General features: G+C 72.6%; 20 protein-coding genes and 2 pseudogenes. 21 read left to right on the top strand and 1 reads right to left on the bottom strand.

Translation table 11 applies throughout. The annotated features are described in order from the left end of the window. The first annotated feature begins 42 nt into the window (after positions 1-42). The 8 genes and pseudogenes from FIV43_RS06230 to FIV43_RS06195 all read left to right on the top strand — a co-directional run bounded on the left by FIV43_RS06230 (position 43) and on the right by FIV43_RS06195 (position 8,017). A complete protein-coding gene (locus tag FIV43_RS06230) occupies positions 43-1,413 on the top strand; it encodes a replication-associated recombination protein A (protein WP_141013431.1) in 1,371 nt (456 codons plus the stop codon). An 11-nt stretch (positions 1,414-1,424) separates the two neighbouring features. Further along, positions 1,425-1,961, top strand: a complete 537-nt coding sequence (locus FIV43_RS06225; RefSeq protein WP_141013430.1) for a hypothetical protein — start codon at positions 1,425-1,427, stop codon at positions 1,959-1,961. Then, the gene (locus FIV43_RS06220; protein WP_141013429.1) at positions 1,958-2,299 is read left to right on the top strand and encodes a DUF6167 family protein; all 342 of its coding nucleotides are present in this window, start codon (positions 1,958-1,960) and stop codon (positions 2,297-2,299) included. The genes FIV43_RS06225 and FIV43_RS06220 overlap by 4 nt, the downstream gene beginning before the upstream one ends. Then, positions 2,299-4,965: pseudogene (gene alaS / locus FIV43_RS06215) on the top strand (alanine--tRNA ligase); the annotation flags it as partial. The gene FIV43_RS06220 and the pseudogene alaS, both read left to right, overlap by 1 nt. A 16-nt stretch (positions 4,966-4,981) precedes the next feature. Next, entirely contained in the window at positions 4,982-5,497 is a 516-nt protein-coding gene (ruvX, locus tag FIV43_RS06210; protein WP_141013428.1) for a Holliday junction resolvase RuvX, read from the top strand. Continuing rightward, positions 5,490-6,620 carry an endolytic transglycosylase MltG gene (gene mltG, locus FIV43_RS06205; RefSeq protein ID WP_141013427.1) on the top strand — a complete coding sequence of 377 codons (1,131 nt, stop codon included), beginning with the start codon at positions 5,490-5,492 and terminating at the stop codon, positions 6,618-6,620. The genes ruvX and mltG overlap by 8 nt, the downstream gene beginning before the upstream one ends. Beyond that, positions 6,610-7,455 carry a shikimate dehydrogenase gene (locus FIV43_RS06200; RefSeq protein WP_141013426.1) on the top strand — a complete coding sequence of 282 codons (846 nt, stop codon included), beginning with the start codon at positions 6,610-6,612 and terminating at the stop codon, positions 7,453-7,455. The genes mltG and FIV43_RS06200 overlap by 11 nt, the downstream gene beginning before the upstream one ends. A gap of 1 nt (position 7,456) precedes the next feature. Continuing rightward, a complete protein-coding gene (locus FIV43_RS06195) occupies positions 7,457-8,017 on the top strand; it encodes a prepilin peptidase (protein WP_141013425.1) in 561 nt (186 codons plus the stop codon). Between the two features lie 11 nt (positions 8,018-8,028). Here the strand turns inward: FIV43_RS06195 and FIV43_RS23705 are convergent. Beyond that, positions 8,029-9,569 (bottom strand): annotated as a pseudogene (locus FIV43_RS23705) (IS1634 family transposase). 95 nt (positions 9,570-9,664) lie between these two features. Between FIV43_RS23705 and FIV43_RS06185 the strand changes: the two are divergent. The 13 genes from FIV43_RS06185 (at position 9,665) to carA (ending at position 21,426) form a co-directional block, all read left to right on the top strand. Continuing rightward, positions 9,665-9,943 (top strand): hypothetical protein, encoded by a 279-nt coding sequence (locus FIV43_RS06185; protein WP_141013424.1) that lies wholly within the window; start codon positions 9,665-9,667, stop codon positions 9,941-9,943. Positions 9,944-9,988: 45 nt separating this feature from the next. Further along, on the top strand, positions 9,989-11,167 hold the full coding sequence (aroC, locus tag FIV43_RS06180; protein WP_196780991.1) for a chorismate synthase: 1,179 nt from the start codon (positions 9,989-9,991) through the stop codon (positions 11,165-11,167). Between the two features lies 1 nt (position 11,168). Beyond that, positions 11,169-11,702 (top strand): shikimate kinase, encoded by a 534-nt coding sequence (locus FIV43_RS06175; protein WP_331251052.1) that lies wholly within the window; start codon positions 11,169-11,171, stop codon positions 11,700-11,702. After that, entirely contained in the window at positions 11,699-12,808 is a 1,110-nt protein-coding gene (aroB, locus tag FIV43_RS06170) for a 3-dehydroquinate synthase (protein ID WP_141013423.1), read from the top strand. Before FIV43_RS06175 ends, aroB begins: the two co-directional genes overlap by 4 nt. Next, positions 12,805-13,245 carry a type II 3-dehydroquinate dehydratase gene (locus FIV43_RS06165; protein ID WP_141013422.1) on the top strand — a complete coding sequence of 147 codons (441 nt, stop codon included), beginning with the start codon at positions 12,805-12,807 and terminating at the stop codon, positions 13,243-13,245. Before aroB ends, FIV43_RS06165 begins: the two co-directional genes overlap by 4 nt. Positions 13,246-13,370: 125 nt before the next feature. Then, on the top strand, positions 13,371-13,934 hold the full coding sequence (gene efp / locus FIV43_RS06160) for an elongation factor P (RefSeq protein WP_141013421.1): 564 nt from the start codon (positions 13,371-13,373) through the stop codon (positions 13,932-13,934). Further along, on the top strand, positions 13,934-14,341 hold the full coding sequence (nusB, locus tag FIV43_RS06155) for a transcription antitermination factor NusB (protein ID WP_141013420.1): 408 nt from the start codon (positions 13,934-13,936) through the stop codon (positions 14,339-14,341). The genes efp and nusB overlap by 1 nt, the downstream gene beginning before the upstream one ends. Before the next feature lie 38 nt (positions 14,342-14,379). After that, positions 14,380-15,786: a dihydrolipoyl dehydrogenase family protein gene (locus tag FIV43_RS06150; RefSeq protein ID WP_141013419.1), complete on the top strand. Its 1,407-nt coding sequence runs from the start codon at positions 14,380-14,382 to the stop codon at positions 15,784-15,786. Between the two features lie 586 nt (positions 15,787-16,372). Continuing rightward, the gene (locus tag FIV43_RS06145) at positions 16,373-17,305 is read left to right on the top strand and encodes a MinD/ParA family ATP-binding protein (protein WP_231123768.1); all 933 of its coding nucleotides are present in this window, start codon (positions 16,373-16,375) and stop codon (positions 17,303-17,305) included. Between the two features lie 110 nt (positions 17,306-17,415). After that, positions 17,416-18,021: a bifunctional pyr operon transcriptional regulator/uracil phosphoribosyltransferase PyrR gene (gene pyrR, locus FIV43_RS06140; RefSeq protein WP_141013417.1), complete on the top strand. Its 606-nt coding sequence runs from the start codon at positions 17,416-17,418 to the stop codon at positions 18,019-18,021. Next, on the top strand, positions 18,018-18,953 hold the full coding sequence (locus FIV43_RS06135) for an aspartate carbamoyltransferase catalytic subunit (RefSeq protein WP_141013416.1): 936 nt from the start codon (positions 18,018-18,020) through the stop codon (positions 18,951-18,953). The genes pyrR and FIV43_RS06135 overlap by 4 nt, the downstream gene beginning before the upstream one ends. Further along, complete coding sequence (locus tag FIV43_RS06130) at positions 18,950-20,281, top strand: dihydroorotase (RefSeq protein ID WP_141013415.1); 1,332 nt, start codon at positions 18,950-18,952, stop codon at positions 20,279-20,281. The genes FIV43_RS06135 and FIV43_RS06130 overlap by 4 nt, the downstream gene beginning before the upstream one ends. After that, positions 20,278-21,426, top strand: a complete 1,149-nt coding sequence (gene carA / locus FIV43_RS06125) for a glutamine-hydrolyzing carbamoyl-phosphate synthase small subunit (RefSeq protein ID WP_141013414.1) — start codon at positions 20,278-20,280, stop codon at positions 21,424-21,426. The genes FIV43_RS06130 and carA overlap by 4 nt, the downstream gene beginning before the upstream one ends.

Genomic DNA, 21,426 nt, shown 5'->3' with positions numbered 1-21,426 from the left:
CCGCCCGACGTCCGAGGCGGGCACCGCCTAGTGTTCCCTCCCATGGAGGGCCTCTTCGACATGGGTGGGAGTACGCCGCCCTCGGGCGGCGGCTCCCTCAGCCACAGCAGCCACGCGGCAGCCCCGCTGGCGGTGCGGATGCGCCCCCGCACGCTCGACGAGCTGGTCGGGCAGCAGCAGCTGAAGGCACCGGGCTCCCCGCTGCGCCAGCTGGTCGAGGGCGACCAGTCCCTCTCGCTCCTGCTCTGGGGGCCGCCGGGCACCGGGAAGACCACGATCGCCTCGATCGTCAGCCAGCAGACGGGCCGGAGGTTCGTCGAGGTCTCGGCGGTCTCCGCCGGCGTCAAGGAGGTCCGGGCCGCCATCGAGGGCGCCCGCGCCTCCCTGGTCGCCACCGGCGCCGAGACGGTGCTCTTCGTCGACGAGGTGCACCGGTTCTCCAAGGCGCAGCAGGACGCCCTGCTGCCCGGGGTGGAGAACCGGTGGGTGACCCTGGTCGCGGCGACCACCGAGAACCCGTCCTTCAGCGTGATCTCGCCGCTGCTGTCGCGCAGCCTGCTGCTGCGGCTGGAGTCGCTCACCGACCAGGACGTGCGCGACGTGCTGGACCGGGCGGTGGCCGACGAGCGCGGACTCGCGGACGGGTACCTGCTCGAGGAGGAGGCCGCCGCGCACATCGTCCGGCTCGCCGGCGGCGACGCACGGCGGTCCCTGACCTACCTGGAGGCGGCCGCGGGTGCGGCGACGCTCGGCGGCCGCACCGCCGACGACGGCCGGGTGGTGATCGACGTCTCGACCGCGGAGGCGGCGGCCGACCAGGCCGCGGTGCGCTACGACCGCGACGGCGACCAGCACTACGACGTGATCAGCGCGTTCATCAAGTCGATCCGCGGGTCGGACGCCGACGCCGCCCTGCACTACCTGGCCCGGATGCTGGAAGCGGGCGAGGACCCCCGCTTCATCGCCCGCCGGCTGATCATCCTCGCCAGCGAGGACATCGGCCTGGCCGACCCGACCGCGCTGACCACGGCGGTCGCCGCCGCGCAGGCGGTGCAGCTGATCGGCCTCCCGGAGGGCCGGATCACCCTGGCGCAGGCGGTGATCGCGCTGGCGGTCGCCCCGAAGTCGAACGCCGTGATCACCGCGGTCGACGAGGCGCTGCGCGACGTCCGGGCGGGCAAGATCGGATCGGTGCCAGCACACCTGCGCGACGCCCACTACGCCGGCGCGAAGAAGCTCGGCCACGGCGCCGACTACCAGTACAGCCACGACCAGCCCTACGGGATCGCGTCCCAGCAGTACGCGCCCGACGCCATCGGCGACGCGCGCTACTACCGCCCCACCGAGCTCGGTGCGGAGGGCCCGGTGAAGCAGCGCTGGGAGCGGATCCGGGCCATCATCCGCGGCCGCTAGGCTTGACCGTCGTGATCGCCCACCTCGCCGTTCCCACCTGGCTGGCCGCCGTGCTGCTGCTGGCCGTGGCCGGGCTCGCCCTGGCGGTGGTCGCACTGGCCGGTTCGCTGCGCGCGCAGCGCAGGCGCACCCAGGCACTGTTGGAGCAGGCCGCCGTCGACGCCGAGGAGCTGCGCACCCAGCTCGCCGGGATCGAGCGGCAGCTGGCCGACGCGGCGTCCGTTCCGGACCCGCGGGCTCCCCGCAGCCCGGTGCGCGCGGACGGCCGCGAGTACGTGATCACCGACCTGGGCACGTCGAGCACGGAGGCCGTCCCGGCGTTGCCCGCGCCGGTCTTCGTGGACGTGCTGCTGCGCGAGTCGATGATCCGGACCGTGTCGCTGGCCGCCGGCCTGCGACGTGCGCTCGCCCCCGAGGTACGCAACCGGATCCGGTTCGAGATGAGGCGCGAGGTCAGGCGCGCCCGCAAGCAGCGCAGGACGGACCTGAGGACCGCGCGACGCGAGTTCGAGGCGCGCCAGCGCGCCGGGATGGAGCCGACCGGATGAGCCGCGGACTGTGGTTCGGTGCCGGGATCGCGGCCGGCGTGTATGGAATGGTCCGGGCCCGCCGGGCCGCCGAGGTCCTCACCGTCGACGGCCTGCGGGACCGGGTGGGCGCCGTCTTCGTCGGAGCCCGGATGTTCCGCGAGGAGCTCGACCAGGGGCGGGTCGAGGCCGAGCACGACCTGCGCGAGCGCTACCGCCGGGCCACCGAGCACCTCGGACCCCCCGCGCTCAACGCCGCCGACGGCACCCGCCGCCCGCTCGGCGTCCCCACCACCGGCGTTCCCACCACCGGCGTTCCCACTGACGCACCCGAAGCACCCGAGAAAGGCACCGATTGATGACGGGCTACCTGAGCACCGCCGAGATCCGACGGCGGTTCCTCGCCCACTTCGAGGAGCGGGGGCACACCGTCGTACCGTCGGCGTCGCTGCTGCTCGACGACCCGAACCTGTTGTTCGTCAACGCCGGCATGGTGCCGTTCAAGCCGTTCTTCCTCGGTCAGGAGACGCCGCCCTACGACCGGGCGACCAGCGTGCAGAAGTGCATCCGGACGCCGGACATCGAGGAGGTCGGCAAGACCACCCGGCACGGCACGTTCTTCGAGATGTGCGGCAACTTCTCCTTCGGCGACTACTTCAAGGAGGGTGCGGTCGAGTTCGCCTGGGAGCTGGTCACCCGGCCCCAGGCCGACGGCGGGTTCGGCCTCGACGAGTCGGTGCTCTACCCGAGCGTCCTCGACGGCGACGACGAGGCGGTGGGCGTCTGGAAGAAGGTCACCGGCCTGCCCGACGACCGCATCGTGCGGCTGCCGCCCAAGGAGAACTACTGGTCGATGGGCGTCCCGGGCCCCGGAGGCCCGTGCTCGGAGATCCTGATCGACCGCGGCCCGGAGTTCGGCGCCGACCGCGACTGGGACGCCGGCGACCGCTACCTGGAGTTCTGGAACCTGGTCTTCATGCAGGACGAGCTCTCGGCGGTCCGTTCGAAGTCCGACTTCGACATCGCCGGTCAGCTGCCGAAGCGGAACATCGACACCGGCATGGGTCTGGAACGCGTCGCCTACCTGCTGCAGGGCACGTCGAACATGTACGAGACCGACGTGGTCTTCCCGGTGATCGCGAAGGCGGAGGAGCTGTCCGGCAAGAGGTACGGCGCCGCCTACCCCGACGACGTCCGCTTCCGGGTGGTCGCCGACCACATCCGGTCCTCGATGATGCTGATCAACGACGGCGTGACGCCCGGCAACGAGGGGCGCGGCTACGTGCTGCGCCGGCTGCTGCGCCGCGCGATCCGCAACATGCGCCTGCTCGGGTACGGCGACCCCGCGCTGCCCGAGCTGATGCCCGTCTCCCGCGACAAGATGGGGGAGACCTACACCGAGCTGCACGGTGAGTGGGACCGGATCGCCCGGGTCGCCTTCGCCGAGGAGGACGCGTTCCGCAAGACGCTCGCCTCCGGCACCCAGATCTTCGACCTGGCCGCCGGCGAGGTGAAGGCGGCCGGCGCCGCCACCATCTCCGGTGACAAGGCGTTCGCGCTGCACGACACCTACGGGTTCCCGATCGACCTGACGCTCGAGATGGCCGCGGAGGCCGGCCTCGACGTGGACGAGAGCGGCTTCCGCCAGCTGATGTCCGAGCAGCGGGAGCGGGCCAAGGCCGACGCCCGGGCCAAGAAGGGACAGCACGCCGACACCGGTGTCTACCGCGGCATCCTCGATGCCAACGGCCCGACCCGGTGGCTCGCCTACGAGACCCTGGAGACCGAGTCTCGCGGCCTGGCCCTGCTGAAGGACGGGGTGACCGTCCCGGTGCTCGGCAACGGTGAGGTCGGCGAGATCGTGCTCGACCGCACCCCCTTCTATGCCGAGTCCGGCGGCCAGGCCGCCGACGCCGGTGTCATCGAGTTCGACGGCGGCGCCCTCGAGGTGCTCGACGTGCAGCGACCGGTCCGCGGCCTGGTGGTGCACCAGGTCCGGGTCGTCGACGGCGAGCTCCCTGCCGGTGTCGCCGCGCTGCACGCCAAGGTGGACCCGCAGTGGCGGCTGGGCGCGCGACAGGCGCACTCCGGCACGCACGTGGTGCACGCCGCGCTGCGCGAGGTGCTCGGCCCCACCGCCCTGCAGTCCGGCTCCTACAACCGGCCCGGCTACCTGCGCCTCGACTTCGGGTGGACCCAGTCGCTGAGCCCCGGGCAGGTCCGGGAGCTGGAGGAGATCTCCAACAACGCGCTGCGTGCCGACCTCCCGGTCTCCTGGCAGTACATGTCGCTGCCGCAGGCCAAGGACTGGGGCGCGATCGCACTGTTCGGCGAGACCTACGACGAGTCGCAGGTGCGGGTCGTGGAGATCGGCGGCCCCTGGTCGCGCGAGCTCTGCGGCGGCACGCACGTGGACCACTCCAGCCAGATCGGCACCATCGTGGTCACCGGTGAGGCCAGCGTCGGCTCCGGCAACCGTCGGATCGAGGCACTGACCGGCGTGGAGGGGTTCGCCTACCTGGCCCGCGAGCGCGACGTGGTGAGCCAGCTCTCCACCCTGCTCAAGACCCAGCCCGACGACCTGGTCGGGCGCGTCGGCGACCTGGTGGACCGGCTGAAGCAGACCGAGAAGGAGATGGAGCGGATCCGTCTGGCCCAGCTGCTCTCCGGTGGCGCCGCACTCGCCGACGCCGCCGTCGACGTGGACGGTGTCCGCCTGGTCGCGCAGCGGGTCGACGGGGCCTCCGGCGGTGACGCTCGCACCCTCGCCCTCGACGTGCGTGGCCGGATGCCCGCGGACGTCCCCGGCGTGGTGGTGATCATCGGTGCCGCGGACGGCAAGGCCGCCGTGGTGGCCGCGCTCAACGCGCCGGCCCAGCAGCGTGGCCTGGCCGCCGGCGACCTGGTCCGGGCGGTGGCGCCGTTCATCGACGGGCGCGGCGGCGGCAAGGCCGACGTGGCGCAGGGCGGTGGCAGCGACACCAGCCGCATCGACGAGGCGCTGGCCGCGGTCGCGGCCGCGGTGGCCGGGGCTGACGCCGGTGCGCCACGGCGTGCGTCTCGGCGTGGATCCCGGCGACGCCCGGATCGGGGTCGCCCGATGCGACCCCTCGGGGATGATCGCCACCCCGGTCGAGACGGTGCGCCGCGGGAAGGGCGACCTGCGCCGCCTCGGCCAGCTGGTCCGGTCCGAGGAGGCCGTCGAGGTGGTGATGGGCCTGCCCCGGTCGCTCTCGGGCGCCGAGGGCCCCGCGGCGCTCAAGGTCCGCGCTCTCGCCGCCCGGCTCGCGGAGCGGATCGCTCCGGTGCCGGTGCGCCTGGTCGACGAGCGGCTCACCACGGTGAGCGCGGAGGCTATGCTGCGCGACCAGCGCAAGGGAGCCAGCCGGCGCGCGGTGATCGACCAGGCAGCTGCCGTGGTGATCCTGCAGCACGCGCTGGACACCGAGCGCGCCACCGGGCGCCCGCCCGGCGAGCTGGTCGGCCGACCCGGCCACGACCCTGACGACCCTGACGACTCGCACGACCCCCACGTCACCGAGGAGACCCATGACTGAGCCGGTCCTGCCGATGGAGCGGGCCGACACCCCCGTCGAGGGCGGTCGCCGCCGCGGCACGAAGCGGCGCTCCGGCTGCCTGCCGGTGCTCGTGGTGGCGGCGATCTTCGCCGCGCTACTGGCCTACTTCGTGCCCAAGGGCCTGGACGAGGTCCGGGAGATGTTCGCCGCACCGGAGGACTACCCGGGGCCGGGCTCCGGCAAGGTCAGCGTCGTGATCGAGCCCGGCGAGTCCATCCCCGCGATGGGCGACGAGCTCGCCGAGCTCGACGTCGTCGCCTCCGCGGAGGCGTTCGTCGACGCGGCGTCGGCCAACCCCGACGCCCAGGGCATCCAGGCCGGCTCGTACGTCCTGAAGAAGCAGATGAGCGCGGCCGACGCGGTCGCCCACCTCGCCGACCCGGCCAACGTCGGCGCGGGCAACACGGTGACCGTGCCGGAGGGTGCGAGGGTCGGGCAGATCGTCGAGGCGATCGTGGACAAGTCCGACTTCACCGCCAAGGAGCTGACCCGTCTGCTCGACAACCCCGACCGGATCGGGCTCCCGGCCGAGGCGGACGGCAACCCCGAGGGGTACCTGTTCCCGGCCACCTACGAGATCACCGCGGACTCCACCCCGCGCAGCCTGCTCAGCGAGATGGTCGACCAGACCGTCGCCGTGGAGGAGGAGCTGAAGATCGAGCAGGGGGCCGGCCGTCTCGGGCTCACCGTGCACGAGGTGATGACGGTCGCCAGCATCATCGAGCGCGAGGTCAACCGGGAGCAGGACTACCCCAAGGTCGCCCGGGTGATCTACAACCGTCTCGACGACGGGATGCCGCTGCAGATGGACTCCACCGCCGCCTACGCCAGCCAGCGCGAGGGCGACGTGTGGACCACCGACGAGGAGCGCGCCAGCGACTCGCCGTACAACACCTATCGCCACACCGGGCTCCCGCCGGGCCCGATCGGCTCGCCGGGGCGCGCCACGATCGACGCGGCGCTCAACCCGGCGGACGGTGACTGGCTCTACTTCGTCGCCGACTTCGAGAACGGCGGCACCCTGTTCGCGGACAACTACGCGGACCACCAGGCCAACGTCGCCGAGGTGCAGGAGTACTGCCGGAACAGCGATGAGTGCTGAGCCACTGCGATGCGGGGTGGTCGGTGACCCGATCGCGCACTCGCTCTCACCGGCCCTGCACAACGCCGGCTACGCCGCGCTGGCCCTCACCGCGTCGTACGACGCCCGCCGGGTCGCCGCCGGCCGGCTGGCCGCCCACGTGGCCGGTCTCGGCGCGGACTGGCGCGGCCTCTCGGTCACCGCACCGCTGAAGCGGGAGGCGCTGGACCTGGCGACCACCGCGACGGACCGGGCACTGCTCGCCGGCGGTGCGAACACCCTGGTGCGCGGGACCGGCAGCGGTGGCGCCTGGCACGCCGACAACACCGATCTGCCCGGTGCCGTCGCGGCGATCCGGGAGCGGTATGCCGGCCCGGTGACCGCCGGTGTGGTGCTGGGCGGCGGCGCCACCGCCGCGTCGACCGCACTCGCCCTGGCCGAGCTGGGTGCGCGCCGGATCCGGGTCGCAGTCCGTGACGCCGACCGCGCCGAGGAGACGGTGGCCGCGATCCGCCGCCACCCCAGCGATGTCGACGTGGCCGCTGTCGAGCTGGCCGGCTACCGGCCGGCGCGGGAGGAGGTCGTGGTCTCCACCGTCCCCGCGGCCGCACAGAGCGCGGACCTGGTCGCGCGCTTCGCCTCGGTGCCGGTGCTGTTCGAGGCGGTCTACGACCCGTGGCCGACCCCGTTGGCGGCCGCCCACCCCGGCCCGGTGGTCACCGGTCTCGACCTGCTCGTGCACCAGGCGGTGCTCCAGTTCGAGATGTTCACCGGACGGCCGGGGCCGCTTCCCGCGATGCGGGCCGCAGGCGAGACGGCGCTGCGAGAACGCTCCGCGGATCCGGCCCGGCGCTGAGGTGACCGGCATCGACTGGCACCTGGGGGCGGCCGTACTCGGCGCCGTGGTCGGCGTCGTCTCCGGCCTGGCCGCGCCCGCGGTGATCCGGAGGCTGCCGGAGCCGCCGCCGGACCCCGCCGAGGACCCGGACGACTTCCCGGCGAAGGTGCCCTACGTCGAGCTGGCCGGCAGACGCGGCCTGGCCGCGGGGTGCGCGGTGGCCGGCGCGGCGGTCGGCACCGCACTCGGTGCGGTGCTCGGCTGGACGCCGGCGCTGGCCTGGCTGCTGGCGATGCTGCTGCCGGGCCTGGTGCTGGCAGTGGTCGACTACGTGACCTGGTACCTGCCCAGCCGCCTGATCTGGCCCACCGCCGCTGTGGTGCTGGCCATCGAGGGGGTCGCGGCGCTGACCCGGTCCGATCCCCGGGTGCTGGGCCTGGCCGCGCTCGGGTTCGTCCTGGTCGGTGGCTACTACGGCCTGCTGTGGCTGGTCAGCCCGCGGGTGATGGCCTTCGGCGACGTCCGCCTCGGCGCGCTGCTCGGTCTGGCGCTGGGACCGTTCGGGCTGCCCACGCCCTGAGTTGCACAGACTTAGTGGGTCACGCGGTCGATGAGTTCTTGGGCCTCGGGCGGGATCTGTGGTTGGGCGGCGATCGACTGGCCGGCGACGCTGACTGTGATCTCCTGCAGCGGGCGCAGGGTCTGGACGAGCTTCTTGATGCTGACGCCGCTGCGTTGCTGGAGGTAGCGCGCGACGGCGAGCGCGGCGAACACGATGGTGAGGTGGGCTTCGATCGATTCGCGCTTGTGGTGGAACATCGGCCGGGCGCGTAGGTCGGTCTTGGACATCCGGAACGACTGCTCAACGCGCCACAGGTCGTGGTAGCTGCCGATGACCTCGTCGGGGTCCATCACGCCTGCGGGGATGTTGGTGACGTAGCCCTTCAGCCCGACCAGCCGACGTGCCCGCGTCAAGGACGCCTCATCGAGTGTCTTGGTGCCGTTGGTGGTCTTGACGAACCGCGGTGTCCGGGCGGTCTTCTCGCCCGCGATGACTTCCTTGGCGCGGTTCTCCTGCAGGGTCAGCGTCTTGCCGTCACGGGCGGCGCGTTTGGCCGAGTAGGCCCACACCGCCCGCCAGGATCCCGGGTGCTGTTCCGGGTCCCAGACCGGCTCGCGCTTCTTCTTCGTGTCGTTCTCGATGCTGCGTCGGTTCTTCGGGTGATCGTGTCGATGAGTTGCCCGTCGCTGAGGGCGTCGCCGTGCCAGCGGAAGTGGGACTCCAGATCGACCGGCGCCTTGGTCACCCGGGAGCCGACGATGAACCGCAGACCGGCTTGGTCGAGTTCGCGCAGGTTGGTCGCGGACAGCATCCCGGCATCAGCGACGACAGCCATGTCGCTCACGCCGTGGCGCTTCTGGAAGGCCTTGATGATCGGGATCATCGTGAGCGTCTCGGCCTTGTTGCCCTCGAAACAGCCGATCTCGAGCGGGAAACCGCGCCGGTCGACCAGGAGCCCGACGACGACCTGGGGATCGACACGGCGTTCTTTGGAGTAGCCGACCTTCCTGAGGTCGTCTTCCTTCTCGGCCTCGAAGTACAGCGTCGTCACGTCATAGAGACACAGCGACACGTCACCCCACGCGGTGGCATCGCGGAAGCAGGCGGCCGCGATCTGGTCGCGGTAGCCGCGCTGTCCGGCACGGCGCAGGGTGGCGCTGAAGGTGTTGCGGTGCGCAGGCGTGAGGCCGAGCTCGCTCAGCACCCGCCCGGCATCCAGCATCGACGTCGGCTCGACGATCCGGGCCAGCACGAGCTGGAAGAACGCCTCGTCGTTGATCACACCGAACCCCAATGTCTGCCACGCCGACTCGATGACCGCGACCAGCAGCCGCGAGGCCTTGGCCTGCACGATCGTGGCGCGCGGATCCTGCTCGGGCTCCAGTCCGAGGTCGAGAACGCCTTGGCCTTCCTCGATCTTGCGGCGCCCGACCTGCATCAACGCCGCGAGCTCGGCTTCGGTGTGCGCGGAACCCAAATGCTCGATGACGACGTCGCGTCGATGTTCCCGGCGGGCGATCTGCACGGCCGTCGCGCCCGAGGCCGTCTTCACCTTCCGCAGGAACACCACCCCGGAAACGTAGCCGCTTAGTGTGTCACCACCGACACCCGCACCGGCCCTGACCAGCGCAAACGCTGAGCCGGCCCCAGAATCACGCCCGACCTGTGCAAGTCAGGTACTACGGCCTGCTGTGGCTGGTCAGCCCGCGGGTGATGGCCTTCGGCGACGTCCGCCTCGGCGCGCTGCTCGGTCTGGCGCTGGGACCGTTCGGGCTGCCCACGCTGATCCTCTCGGTGCTCGCGGCCGCCGTGCTCGGGGCGCTCGCGCTCCTCCCGATGCGCCGGGCCGGCCACACCATCCGGCGGCACGTCCCGTTCGGGCCGTACCTGCTGCTCGGCGGCGTGGTCGCGGTGGTCGGCGGGCAGGTCCTCGCCCACGTCTGAGACCGCGGCGGGGACCGGCCCCGGCGCCGTGGGAGACTCGTGCCCATGTTGCGCTGGCTGACCGCGGGGGAGTCCCACGGACCTTCCCTCGTTGCGATCCTCGAAGGCCTCCCGGCCCACGTCGAGGTGACGACCGACGACATCGCCGACTCCCTGGCCCGCCGCCGTCTGGGCTACGGCCGAGGGGCCCGGATGAAGTTCGAGGCCGACGAGGTGCGCGTGGTCGGTGGCGTCCGCCACGGTCGCACCCAGGGCGGTCCGGTCGCGATCGAGGTCGGCAACACCGAGTGGCCGAAGTGGGAGAAGGTGATGGCCGCCGATCCGGTCGACCCCGTCGAGCTGGAGGCGATGGCGCGCAACGCCCCGCTGACCCGCCCCCGACCCGGCCACGCGGACCTGGCTGGGATGCAGAAGTACGACTTCGCCGACGCGCGCCCGATCCTGGAGCGGGCCTCGGCCCGGGAGACCGCGGCCCGGGTCGCACTCGGACGGGTGGCCAGCAACTTCCTTGCACAGGCCACCGGGGCGAGCGTCGTGTCGCACGTGCTGGAGATCGGCGGGGTGCGCACCCCCGGCACCGCGCTGCCGACCATCGACGACGTCGCTGCGCTCGACGCCGACCCGGTGCGCTGCTTCGACGCCGACGGCTCGCAGCGGATGGTGGAGCGGATCGACGCCGCGCACAAGGAGGGGGACACCCTGGGCGGCGTGGTCGAGGTGGTCGTGCACGGCCTGCCGCCCGGCCTCGGGTCGCACGTCCACTGGGACCGGCGCCTCGACGCGCGCCTGGCCGGCGCGCTGATGGGCATCCAGGCGATCAAGGGGGTCGAGGTCGGCGACGGGTTCGAGCTGGCCGCCACGCCGGGCTCCGCCGCCCACGACGAGATCGTGCCGACCGTCGACGGGATCCGCCGCGTCTCCGGCCGCTCCGGCGGCACCGAGGGTGGGATGACCACCGGAGAGGTGCTGCGGGTGCGTGCCGCGATGAAGCCCATCGCCACCGTCCCGCGGGCGCTGCGCACCGTCGATCTCGCCACCGGCGAGGAGGCCGTCGCCCACCACCAGCGCTCCGACGTGTGCGCGGTGCCCGCCGCCGGCATCGTGGCCGAGGCGATGGTGGCCCTGGTGCTCGCCGACGCGGTCACCGAGAAGTTCGGCGGCGACGCGCTCAGCGAGGTGCGCCGCAACGTGAACGGCTACCTGGACTCCCTGAGGTACCGCTGAGGTGGCCGGCACGGCCGCCGGGCCGCTCGTCGTCCTGATCGGACCGATGGGCGCCGGCAAGTCGACGGTGGGTGCGCTGCTGGCGCAACGGTTCGCTGTCGCGTGCCGCGACACCGACGCCGACGTGGAGCAGGGGACCGGGCGCACCATCGCCGACCTGTTCGTCGACGAGGGCGAGGCGCGCTTCCGCGCCCTCGAGCAGGAGGCGGTGGCGGCCGCGATGGACGAGCACCCGGGCGTGCTCTCCCTCGGCGGCGGTTCGGTGCTGGACCCGGGCACCCGCGCCCGACTCGGCCGGTACGTCGACGCGGGCGGCACGGTCGTCTTCCTCCGGGTCGGGCTCTCCGACGCGGTCAAGCGGGTCGGCCTCGGCTCCTCCCGGCCGCTGCTCCTGGGCAACGTGCGGGGACGGATCAAGACGCTGCTCGACGAGCGCACACCGATCTACCAGGCCTGCGCCTCCCACACCGTCGACACCGACGGCCGCGACGCCGACGCGGTCGCTGCCGAGATCGAGGAGCTGATCCGCCGATGACCGCCACCGCGCCCACCACGATCCGCGTACGGACCGCCGCGCCCTACGACGTGGTGGTCGGACACGGGGTGCTCGACCGACTGCGGGACCTGATCCCGTCCGGCGCCCAGCGGGTGGCGATCGTCTGCCCGGAGTCGCTGGAGGACCTGCTCGACCCGTTCGCCGACCTGCTCGACGACTACGACGTGGTCGTCCTCCAGGTCCCCGACGGTGAGGAGGCGAAGTCCGCCGAGGTGGCCTCGGCCTGCTGGGACGGCCTCGGCGAGGAGGGGTTCACCCGGTCCGACGTGGTGGTCACCCTCGGCGGTGGCACCACCACCGACCTGGGCGGTTTCGTGGCGGCGACCTGGCTGCGCGGTGTCGCGGTCGTGCACGTGCCGACCACGGTGCTGGCGATGGTCGACGCCGCCGTCGGCGGGAAGACCGGGATCAACACCGACGCCGGCAAGAACCTGGTGGGTTCCTTCCACGAGCCGGCCGGCGTGCTGTGCGACCTCGCGCTGCTCGCCTCGCTGCCCCGGGTCGACCTGGTCGCCGGGCTCGCCGAGGTGATCAAGTGCGGCTTCATCGGGGACCCCGAGATCCTGCGGATCGTCGAGGAGACGGACCCCGCCGCCATCACCGCCGACTCCCCGGCGCTCGCCGAGCTGATCGAGCGCGGCATCCGGGTGAAGGCCGAGGTCGTGGCCGGGGACCTGAAGGAGACCGCCGGCACCACCAGCGTCGGGCACCCGGGTCGCGAGGCGCTCAACTACGGCCACACGCTGGCGCACGCGATCGAGCGGGCCAGCGGCTACACGGTGCGCCACGGCGAGGCCGTCGCGATCGGCTGCGTCTACGTGGCCGAGCTCGCCCGCCGCACCGGCGACCTGGACCCGGCGCTCGTCGAGCGCCACCGCACGGTCCTGTCCCGGGTCGGCCTGCCGACGTCGTACGACGGCGCCGCGACGTTCGAGGAGCTGCTGGCCGCGATGCGGGTGGACAAGAAGGCCCGCGGCTCGCTGATCCGTTTCGTGGTGCTGGACGGCCTCGCCTCGCCGGTCTCGCTGGCCGGGCCGAGCGAGGAGCACCTGCGGGCGGCCTTCGAGGCGGTGCTGGACCGATGAGTGCGGTGCTGGTGCTGAACGGTCCGAACCTGGGCCGGCTGGGTCGACGGCAGCCGGAGATCTACGGTCACACCACGCACGAGGACCTGGCCCGGATGTGCCGGGAGTGGGGCAGCGGACTCGGGCTCCGCGTCGAGGTGCGGCAGACCAACCACGAGGGCGAGCTGTTGGACTGGCTCAACACGGCCGCGGACCAGGAGACCCCGGTGGTGCTGAACGCCGCTGCCTGGACGCACTACTCGCTGGCCCTCTACGACGCCTGCGCCCAGCTCGTCGCCCCGCTGGTCGAGGTGCACATCTCCGAGCCGAAGCAGCGGCCGGAGCAGTTCCGGCACACCTCCTACGTCGAACCGCACGCGGCGGCCACGATCAGCGGCCAGGGCATCGACGGCTACCGGCAGGCGCTGGAATTCATCGCTGCCGCACCCGCCCACTAGACTGCAGCGTTGGCCCGGGGGCCGGACTCGCAGAGCGGGCGGCCCTCCGGCGGCCGCGGTACCACGTTGACAATCCATCCAGGTCTGACCCACCTGGCTCACCACGCATCGGAGAACACGGACGCATGGCAACCACGAACGACCTCAAGAACGGCATGGTGCTCAAGCTGGACGGCCAGCTGTGGCAGGTGGTCGAGTTCCAGCACGTCAAGCCGGGCAAGGGGCCCGCGTTCGTGCGTACCAAGATCAAGAACGTCGAGTCGGGCAAGAACGTCGACAAGACCTTCAACGCCGGCACGAAGGTGGAGACCGCCACCGTCGACCGTCGCAGCTACCAGTACCTGTACAACGACGGCACGAACTACGTGTTCATGGACACCGAGACCTACGAGCAGTTCGAGGTCGCCCCGGAGATCGTCGGTGACGCGAAGCACTTCCTCCTGGAGAACGCCGAGGCGATCCTGGCGATGAACGAGGGCCGGATCCTCTTCATCGAGCTCCCCGCCTCGGTCGAGCTGGTGATCACCTACACCGAGCCCGGCGTCGTCGGCGACTCCGCCACCGGCCGCACCAAGCCCGCCACCGTCGAGACCGGCCACGAGATCCAGGTGCCGCTCTTCGTGGAGCAGGGCGAGAAGGTCAAGGTCGACACCCGCGACTCCTCCTACCTCGGCCGCGTGAAGGGCTGATGAGCGCACGGACCAAGGCGCGCAAGCGCGCGCTCGACCTCCTCTTCGCTGCGGACCTGCGCGGCGAGACGGGGGTGGACGGGCTCGAGCGGGCGATCGCCGAGGGCAACCCGCCCAGCAACGTCTACACCGCGGAGCTGGTCCGCGGTGTGGTCGAGCGCCAGACCCGGATCGACGAGGTGCTCCGCGAGTTCGCCCAGGGCTGGTCGCTGGAGCGGATGCCGGCGGTCGACCGGAACGTGCTCCGGCTGGGCGTCTACGAGCTGCTCTACGCCGAGGACGTGCCCGACGCGGTGGCGGTGAGCGAGGCGATGGGCCTGGTCCGCGAGCTCTCCACCGACGAGTCGCCCGCCTTCGTCAACGGCGTGCTCGGCGCGATCCAGCGCGGCAAGGACACCCTGGTCTGACCTTCCCTGCCGTCCTGGGCCGACCTAGGGTCGGGAGCATGACCCAGGACAGCACCGTCGACGTCGTCGTGATCGGGCTCGGGCCCGGCGGCGAGCACCTGGCCGCCGAGCTGGCCCGCTCCGGCCTGGAGGTGGTCGGCGTGGAGCGCCGCCTGGTGGGCGGCGAGTGTCCCTACTACGGCTGCATCCCGTCCAAGATGATGGTGCGCGCCGCCGGCACCCTCGCCGAGGCACGCCGCGTGGACGGTCTCGCCGGCGCCGCGTCCCTCAGCCCGTCCTGGGCCCCGGTCGCCGCACGCATCCGTGACGAGGCCACCACCGACTGGGACGACCGCGCCGCGGTGGATCGGCTCGAGGCGGCCGGAGCGAGCCTGCTGCGCGGCACCGCCCGACTCACCGGTCCGGGGCAGGTGACGGTGCGCACCGCCGACGGTCCGCGCACCCTCGTCGCCCGCCGGGGCGTGGTGCTCAACACCGGCACCGAGCCCGCGACGCCGCCGATCGAGGGACTGGCGGGGACGCCGTACTGGACCAACCGCGAGGCGGTGCGGGTCACCGAGCTCCCGGATCGCCTGGCTGTGGTCGGCGGTGGCGCGATCGGCGTGGAGATGGCCCAGGCCTTCGCCCGCTTCGGCGTGGCGGTCAGCGTGATCGAGGCCGGCCCCCGGATCCTCGGACCGGAGGAGCCGGAGGCCGCCGACGTGGTACGTCGTGCCCTGCGCGCGGACGGGATCACCGTGCTGGAGGACGTCGGGGTGGACCGGGTCGAGCACGCCGCCGGACGGTTCACCGTGCACGCCGGCGGCGACAGCGTCGTCGCCGACGCCCTCCTGGTGGCGGCCGGACGTCGCAGCAACCTGGGCGACGTCGGACTGGAGACGGTCGGACTCGACCCGGCCGCACGGTTCATCGACGTCGACGACCGGATGCGCGCCGGCGAGCGGCTCTGGGCGGTCGGCGACATCACCGGCAAGGGCGCCTTCACCCACCTCTCGATGTACCAGGCCGGGGTCGCGATCCGCGACATCCTGGATCAGGACGGACCGGCCGCCGACTACCGCGCGGTCAGCCGGGTGACCTTCACCGACCCGGAGGTGGGCGCCGTGGGGTGGACGGAGCGGCAGGCCCGCGACGCGGGTCGCCGGGTCGCCGTCGGCGTCACCGACCTGGCCGACTCCTCACGCGGCTGGCTGCACGGCCCCGGACCGGACGGCACCGCGAACGCCGGCGTGGTCAAGGTGGTCGCCGACCTGGACCGCGGCGTGCTGCTCGGCGGGACCACGGTGGGACCGTCGGGCGGCGAGATGATCGGACTGCTGGCGACCGCCGTTCACGCCGGGACCCCGATCGACACGCTGCGTTCGATGCACTTCGCCTACCCGACCTTCCACCGGGCGATCGAGTCCGCCCTGGCCGCGTTGCCCGACTCGGCACGCACACCCTAGGGAGGGGGAGCGCCGAGCGGACCGGCGAGGATTCATCTCCCGCTGCTCGGGTAGGTTGACGCCCGTCGGATGCCCTATCTCGGAGGTGCCCATGAGCGACTCGCCCATCGATCCGACCGGTCCGGAGGAAACCTCTGACCGGTTGTACACCCCGGACGAGCTCGAGGAGTTCGCCCGCCGGCAACTCTCCGCGGCACGGTCCGGTGACGAGGCCGACCCGCTCACCGACCCGCTCACCGATCCGATCGCGCCGGGCTCCGACCCGCTCTCGGACCCGCTCACCGATCCGATCGCGCCGGCGCGGGGGTCGACCACCGGCTGGCCGAGTGCACCGCCTCCGGCGGCACCGCCTGCCGCGCCGCCGGCCGCGCCGCCTGCCGCACCGCCTGCCGCGCCGCCGGTGAGCGCGGCACCGTCGAGCGCCCCTCCGTCCGGACCCCCTGCCGCGCCGCCCTCCGCACCCCCGGCGGCACCCCCGGCGGCACCCCCGTCCCATGCCGCCCCGACACCGACGGGTCCGCCGACGACCCCACCGGCGGTCCCACCGACCGGCCACGACGAAGCGCCGGCCGAGCCCCGACGGTTCATGACCGCGACCGACTTCCTGGACCGGCGCGACGCCGAGCTGGACCTCGGTCCCGCCACCTGGGGCTGGCGCGGTCGCGCGCGCCGCTGGTCCGGGGGGCTGATCAGGCCGAAGATGGGCGCCAAGGAGACCTCCTACCACGAGGACCGGCGGCTCATCCAGAAGGACTTCGACGGCCCGCGCACGATCGCCTTCATCAACCCCAAGGGTGGCGCGGCCAAGACGACCAGCGTGCTCGCGGCCGGGTTCACCTTCGGCACCGTCCGGGGCGGGGGAGTCGTGGCCTGGGACAACAACGAGACCCGCGGCACCCTCGGCATCCGGGGCTCCCGCAGCGCCCATCGCAACACCACCCGCGAGCTCCTCGAGGACCTCGGCCGCTTCAAGGACGTCTACCAGTCCCGGATCGGCGACCTGGGTGCGTTCGTCCGCTCCCAGGGCGACGCCCATTTCGACGTCCTCGCCTCCGACGAGCGCCCGGACGTCACCGGGGTGATCCACGCCAAGGACTTCGCCGAGGTGCATCAGCTGCTGGAGCGCTTCTACCGGGTGATCCTGGTCGACACCGGCAACAACATGCGCGCCGAGAACTGGCTCGCGGCGGCCGAGGCCGCCGACCTGCTGGTGGTGACCAGCACCGTGCGCGAGGACACCGGCTACAGCGGGCTGTGGATGCTCGACGCGCTGCAGGACGCCGGCTACGCGAACCTGAAGTACAAGACGATCACGGTGCTGTCCGACCCGAGCGACAAGGTGGACCCCCGGCTCGCCCAGGACCTCACCCAGGTCTACGAGCAGCGCACCCGCGGGGTCTACCGGGTGCCCTACGACCCGGTGCTGGTCGCCGGCTCCGTGGTGCCCTACCACCAGCTCTCGGCGGAGACGACCCGGTCCTGGCTCCGCGCCTGCGCCGGGATGGCCGCCGCCCTCTGAGGGCGCGCCCGGTTGCACCACGGTGCCGGTGAACAGGTAGGCTTCGCTGCAGTTTCGGACATCCTTTAACGAGCCGTCCCGTGAGGCGGAGAAGGAGGTCAGGCAGGCCCATGCCTACCCAGCCGCAGGTGCACGATCCCGGTCGCGTCGTTCTCGACGCCGGTGACATCCATCGGGCCCTGACCCGCATCTCGCACGAGATCCTCGAGCACAACAAGGGCGCCGACGACCTTCTGCTGCTCGGCCTGCACACCCGCGGCGTGCCGCTCGCGCACCGCCTCGCCGAGAAGATCGCCGAGGTCGAGGGGCGCGGCGTCGACACCGGCTCGCTCGACGTCACGATGTACCGCGACGACCTGCGCTCGCACCCCACCCGCGCTCCGCACAAGACGTCGCTGCCCGCCTCCGGCATCGACGGCAAGACGGTGGTGCTGGTCGACGACGTGCTCTACTCCGGCCGGACCATCCGCGCGGCGCTGGACGCGCTCTCCGACCTCGGGCGCCCCGCCGTGGTCCGCCTGGCCGTCCTGGTCGACCGTGGGCACCGCGAGCTCCCGATCCGCGCCGACCACGTCGGCAAGAACCTGCCCACCGCCCGCAGCGAGCGCGTCAGCGTCCGGCTCGCCGAGACCGACGGCGCCGACGAGGTACGGATCGGGGACCAGCCCGACCCGCCCGCACGCGTGGCACGCCGCGACCCGGAGGTGAAGGCATGACCCGCCACCTGCTCAGCATCGACGACCTCGACGCCGCGGACATCGCCGAGATCTTCGACACCGCGGCCGAGATGCACGACGTCCAGCGGCGCGCCGTGAAGAAGCTCCCGGCGCTGCGCGGGCGCACCGTGATCAACCTCTTCTTCGAGGACTCCACCCGGACCCGCTCCAGCTTCGAGATCGCGGGCAAGTGGCTCTCCGCCGACGTGATCAACCTGTCCGCCAAGGGTAGCAGCGCGAGCAAGGGCGAGAGCCTGCGCGACACCGTGCTGACCGTGACCGCGATGGGGGTGGACGGCCTCGTGGTGCGGCACGGTGCCAGTGGCGCCGCGCACCAGATCAGCCAGTGGGTCGACGTACCGGTGGTCAATGCCGGCGACGGGATGCACGAGCACCCGACCCAGGCTCTGCTGGACGCCTACACCCTCACCCGGCGGCTCGGGTCCCTGGAGGGCAAGCACGTCGCCATCGTCGGCGACCTGACGCACAGCCGGGTCTTCCGCTCCAACATCAAGTGCCTGCTCGCGCTCGGTGCCTCGGTGACCGCGGTGGCCCCGCCCACGCTGATGCCCGCCGGCGCCGGCGAGTGGGCCAAGTCGGCCGGCTTCGCCACCTCCTACGAGCTGGACCCCGTGCTGCCCGACGCCGATGCGGTGATGATGCTGCGGGTGCAGCGCGAGCGGATGAGCGGCGGCTACTTCCCGACCGCCCGCGAGTACACCGTCGGCTACGGGCTCACCCGCGACCGACTCGGCCTGCTCGGTGCCGACACCCCGATCCTGCACCCCGGCCCGATGAACCGCGGCCTGGAGATCTCCGCCGACGCCGCCGACTCCGTGGACCGCTCGGTGGTCCTCGACCAGGTCTCGGCCGGTGTCGCCGTCCGCATGTCCGTGCTCTACCACCTGCTCGCCGGGGAGGAGACCCGATGACCGACCCGACCGGCACCGCACCGGGCACCGTGCTGATCAAGGGAGCCAGCCTGCTCGGCGAGGCCACCGCCGACGTCCTCGTCGCCGAGGGCCGGATCCAGGAGGTCGGTACGACGCCGGGCGCGACCTCCGCCGCCGACCGCACGATCGACGCCGACGGCCTGGTCCTGCTCCCCGGTCTGGTCGACCTGCACACGCACCTGCGCGAGCCGGGGCGCGAGGATGCCGAGACCGTGCTGACGGGCTCCCGCGCCGCAGCCGTGGGCGGCTTCACCGCCGTCCTCGCCATGGCCAACACCAGCCCGGTGACCGACACCGCCGAGGCCGCCGAGCGGGTCCTCGACCTGGGTCGTGCGGCCGGGCTGGTCGACGTGCAGCCGGTCGGTGCGGTGACCAAGGCGCTGGCCGGCGCCGAGCTGGCCGAGCTCGGCCTGATGGCGCGCTCCCGCGCCCGGGTCCGGGTCTTCTCCGACGACGGCAGGTGCGTCCACGACGCCCGGGTGATGCGCCGGGCGCTGGAGTACGTGAAGACCTTCGGCGGCGTGATCAGCCAGCACAGCCAGGACCCGGCGCTGGCCGGACCGACCGCCTGCTGCCACGAGGGCGAGCTCTCCGGCCGCCTCGGCCTGCCCGGATGGCCCGGTGTCGCCGAGGAGGTCATCGTGGCCCGCGACGTGATGCTCGCCCGGCACACCGGCAGCCGGGTGCACGTCGCGCACGTCTCCACCGCGGGCAGCGTGGAGATGATCCGCTGGGCGAAGGCGCAGGGCATCGACGTGACCGCCGAGGTCACCCCGCACCACCTGCTGCTCACCACGGACCTGCTCGCCTCGGAGAACGGCGGCTACGACCCGACGTACAAGGTGAACCCACCGCTGCGACCGGTGGAGGACGTGGAGGCGCTGCGCGCCGCGCTCGCCGACGGCACCATCGACGCCGTCGCCACCGACCACGCCCCGCACGCGCGGCACGACAAGGAGCACGCCTTCGTGGACGCCGCGTTCGGCATGCTCGGCCTGGAGACCGCGCTGCCGCTGGTCGCGACCGTGATGGTCGGGTCCGGGCTGATGGACTGGGCCGGTGTCGCCCGGGTGATGAGCGCGGACCCCGCCCGGATCGCCGGCCTGAGCGAGCACGGACGGCCGCTGGCCGTCGGTGAGCCGGCCAACCTCACCCTGGTGGACCCGGCCGCCACGGTGACCATCGACCGCGAGGACTCGGTGTCGCTGTCCCGCAACAACCCCTGGCACGGACGGGCGCTGACCGGCGCCGTCCGCGCCACCCTGCTGCGCGGCCGTCCGACCGTGCTGGAAGGAGCACTCCAGTGAGCACCCCACGACCCGCTCTGCTCGTCCTCGAGGACGGCCGGGTCTTCCACGGCGACGCCTACGGCGCGGAGGGCCAGACCTTCGGCGAGGCCGTCTTCAACACCGGCATGACCGGCTACCAGGAGACGCTCACCGACCCCTCCTACCACCGCCAGATCGTGGTGATGACCGCGCCGCACGTCGGCAACACCGGCATGAACGACGAGGATCCGGAGTCGCGCCGGATCTGGGTCGCCGGCTACGTGGTGCGCGATCCCGCCCGACGCGCCAGCAACTGGCGTTCGCTGCGCAGCCTCGACGACGAGCTGCGCGAGCAGGGCGTGGTCGGGATCAGCGGCATCGACACCCGGGCGCTGACCCGGCACCTGCGCGAGCGGGGTGCGATGCGCGCGGCGATCTCCAGCACGGAGACCGACCCGCAGGCGCTGCTGGGCCGGGTGCGCGCCTCCGCCGAGATGGCCGGGGCCGACCTGGCCGCCGCGGTGACCACCGAGCAGGCCTACGTGGTGCCGGCCCGCGGCACCAAGCGCTTCACCGTCGCGGCCGTCGACCTCGGCATCAAGACGATGACGCCCCACCGGATGGCCGAGCGGGGCATCGAGGTGCACGTGCTGCCCGCCACCGCCTCGCTGGCCGACCTGCAGGCCGTCGGCGACGACGGCCCCGACGGCCTCTTCTTCTCCAATGGCCCGGGCGACCCGGCCGCCACCACCGGTCAGGTGGAGCTGCTGCAGGCGGCGTTGGCCGAGGGCATCCCCTACTTCGGCATCTGCTTCGGCAACCAGTTGTTCGGCCGGGCGCTCGGCTTCGGCACCTACAAGCTCAAGTACGGCCACCGTGGCATCAACCAGCCGGTGATGGACCGCACCACCGGCAAGGTCGAGGTGACCGCGCACAACCACGGCTTCGCCGTCGACGCCCCCCTCGACGGTCCCACCAGCACGCCGTACGGCGAGGCGAGCGTCAGCCACGTCTGCCTCAACGACGACGTGGTCGAGGGACTCGAGCTGCGGGAGGCCGGTGGCCGGCTCAAGGCGTTCTCCGTCCAGTACCACCCCGAGGCCGCCGCCGGCCCCCACGACGCGGCGTACCTCTTCGATCGGTTCGTCGACCTGATGGCGGCCCAGAAGGAAGGCCAGGCCTGA

It is taken from the genome of Nocardioides sambongensis (assembly GCF_006494815.1).
GTDB lineage: Bacteria > Actinomycetota > Actinomycetes > Propionibacteriales > Nocardioidaceae > Nocardioides > Nocardioides sambongensis.
This window is presented reverse-complemented; position numbering and strand designations above follow the sequence as displayed.

Excerpts from the sequence above, each read along its gene's own strand:
- FIV43_RS06230 (WP_141013431.1), top strand. The coding sequence starts at position 43 with ATGGAGGGCCTCTTCGACATGGGTGGGAGTACGCCGCCCTCGGGCGGC.
- FIV43_RS06220 (WP_141013429.1), top strand. The coding sequence starts at position 1,958 with ATGAGCCGCGGACTGTGGTTCGGTGCCGGGATCGCGGCCGGCGTGTAT.
- mltG (WP_141013427.1), top strand. The coding sequence starts at position 5,490 with ATGACTGAGCCGGTCCTGCCGATGGAGCGGGCCGACACCCCCGTCGAG.
- FIV43_RS06200 (WP_141013426.1), top strand. The coding sequence starts at position 6,610 with ATGAGTGCTGAGCCACTGCGATGCGGGGTGGTCGGTGACCCGATCGCG.
- aroC (WP_196780991.1), top strand. The coding sequence starts at position 9,989 with ATGTTGCGCTGGCTGACCGCGGGGGAGTCCCACGGACCTTCCCTCGTT.
- aroB (WP_141013423.1), top strand. The coding sequence starts at position 11,699 with ATGACCGCCACCGCGCCCACCACGATCCGCGTACGGACCGCCGCGCCC.
- FIV43_RS06165 (WP_141013422.1), top strand. The coding sequence starts at position 12,805 with ATGAGTGCGGTGCTGGTGCTGAACGGTCCGAACCTGGGCCGGCTGGGT.
- efp (WP_141013421.1), top strand. The coding sequence starts at position 13,371 with ATGGCAACCACGAACGACCTCAAGAACGGCATGGTGCTCAAGCTGGAC.
- nusB (WP_141013420.1), top strand. The coding sequence starts at position 13,934 with ATGAGCGCACGGACCAAGGCGCGCAAGCGCGCGCTCGACCTCCTCTTC.
- FIV43_RS06150 (WP_141013419.1), top strand. The coding sequence starts at position 14,380 with ATGACCCAGGACAGCACCGTCGACGTCGTCGTGATCGGGCTCGGGCCC.
- FIV43_RS06145 (WP_231123768.1), top strand. The coding sequence starts at position 16,373 with ATGACCGCGACCGACTTCCTGGACCGGCGCGACGCCGAGCTGGACCTC.
- pyrR (WP_141013417.1), top strand. The coding sequence starts at position 17,416 with ATGCCTACCCAGCCGCAGGTGCACGATCCCGGTCGCGTCGTTCTCGAC.
- FIV43_RS06135 (WP_141013416.1), top strand. The coding sequence starts at position 18,018 with ATGACCCGCCACCTGCTCAGCATCGACGACCTCGACGCCGCGGACATC.
- FIV43_RS06130 (WP_141013415.1), top strand. The coding sequence starts at position 18,950 with ATGACCGACCCGACCGGCACCGCACCGGGCACCGTGCTGATCAAGGGA.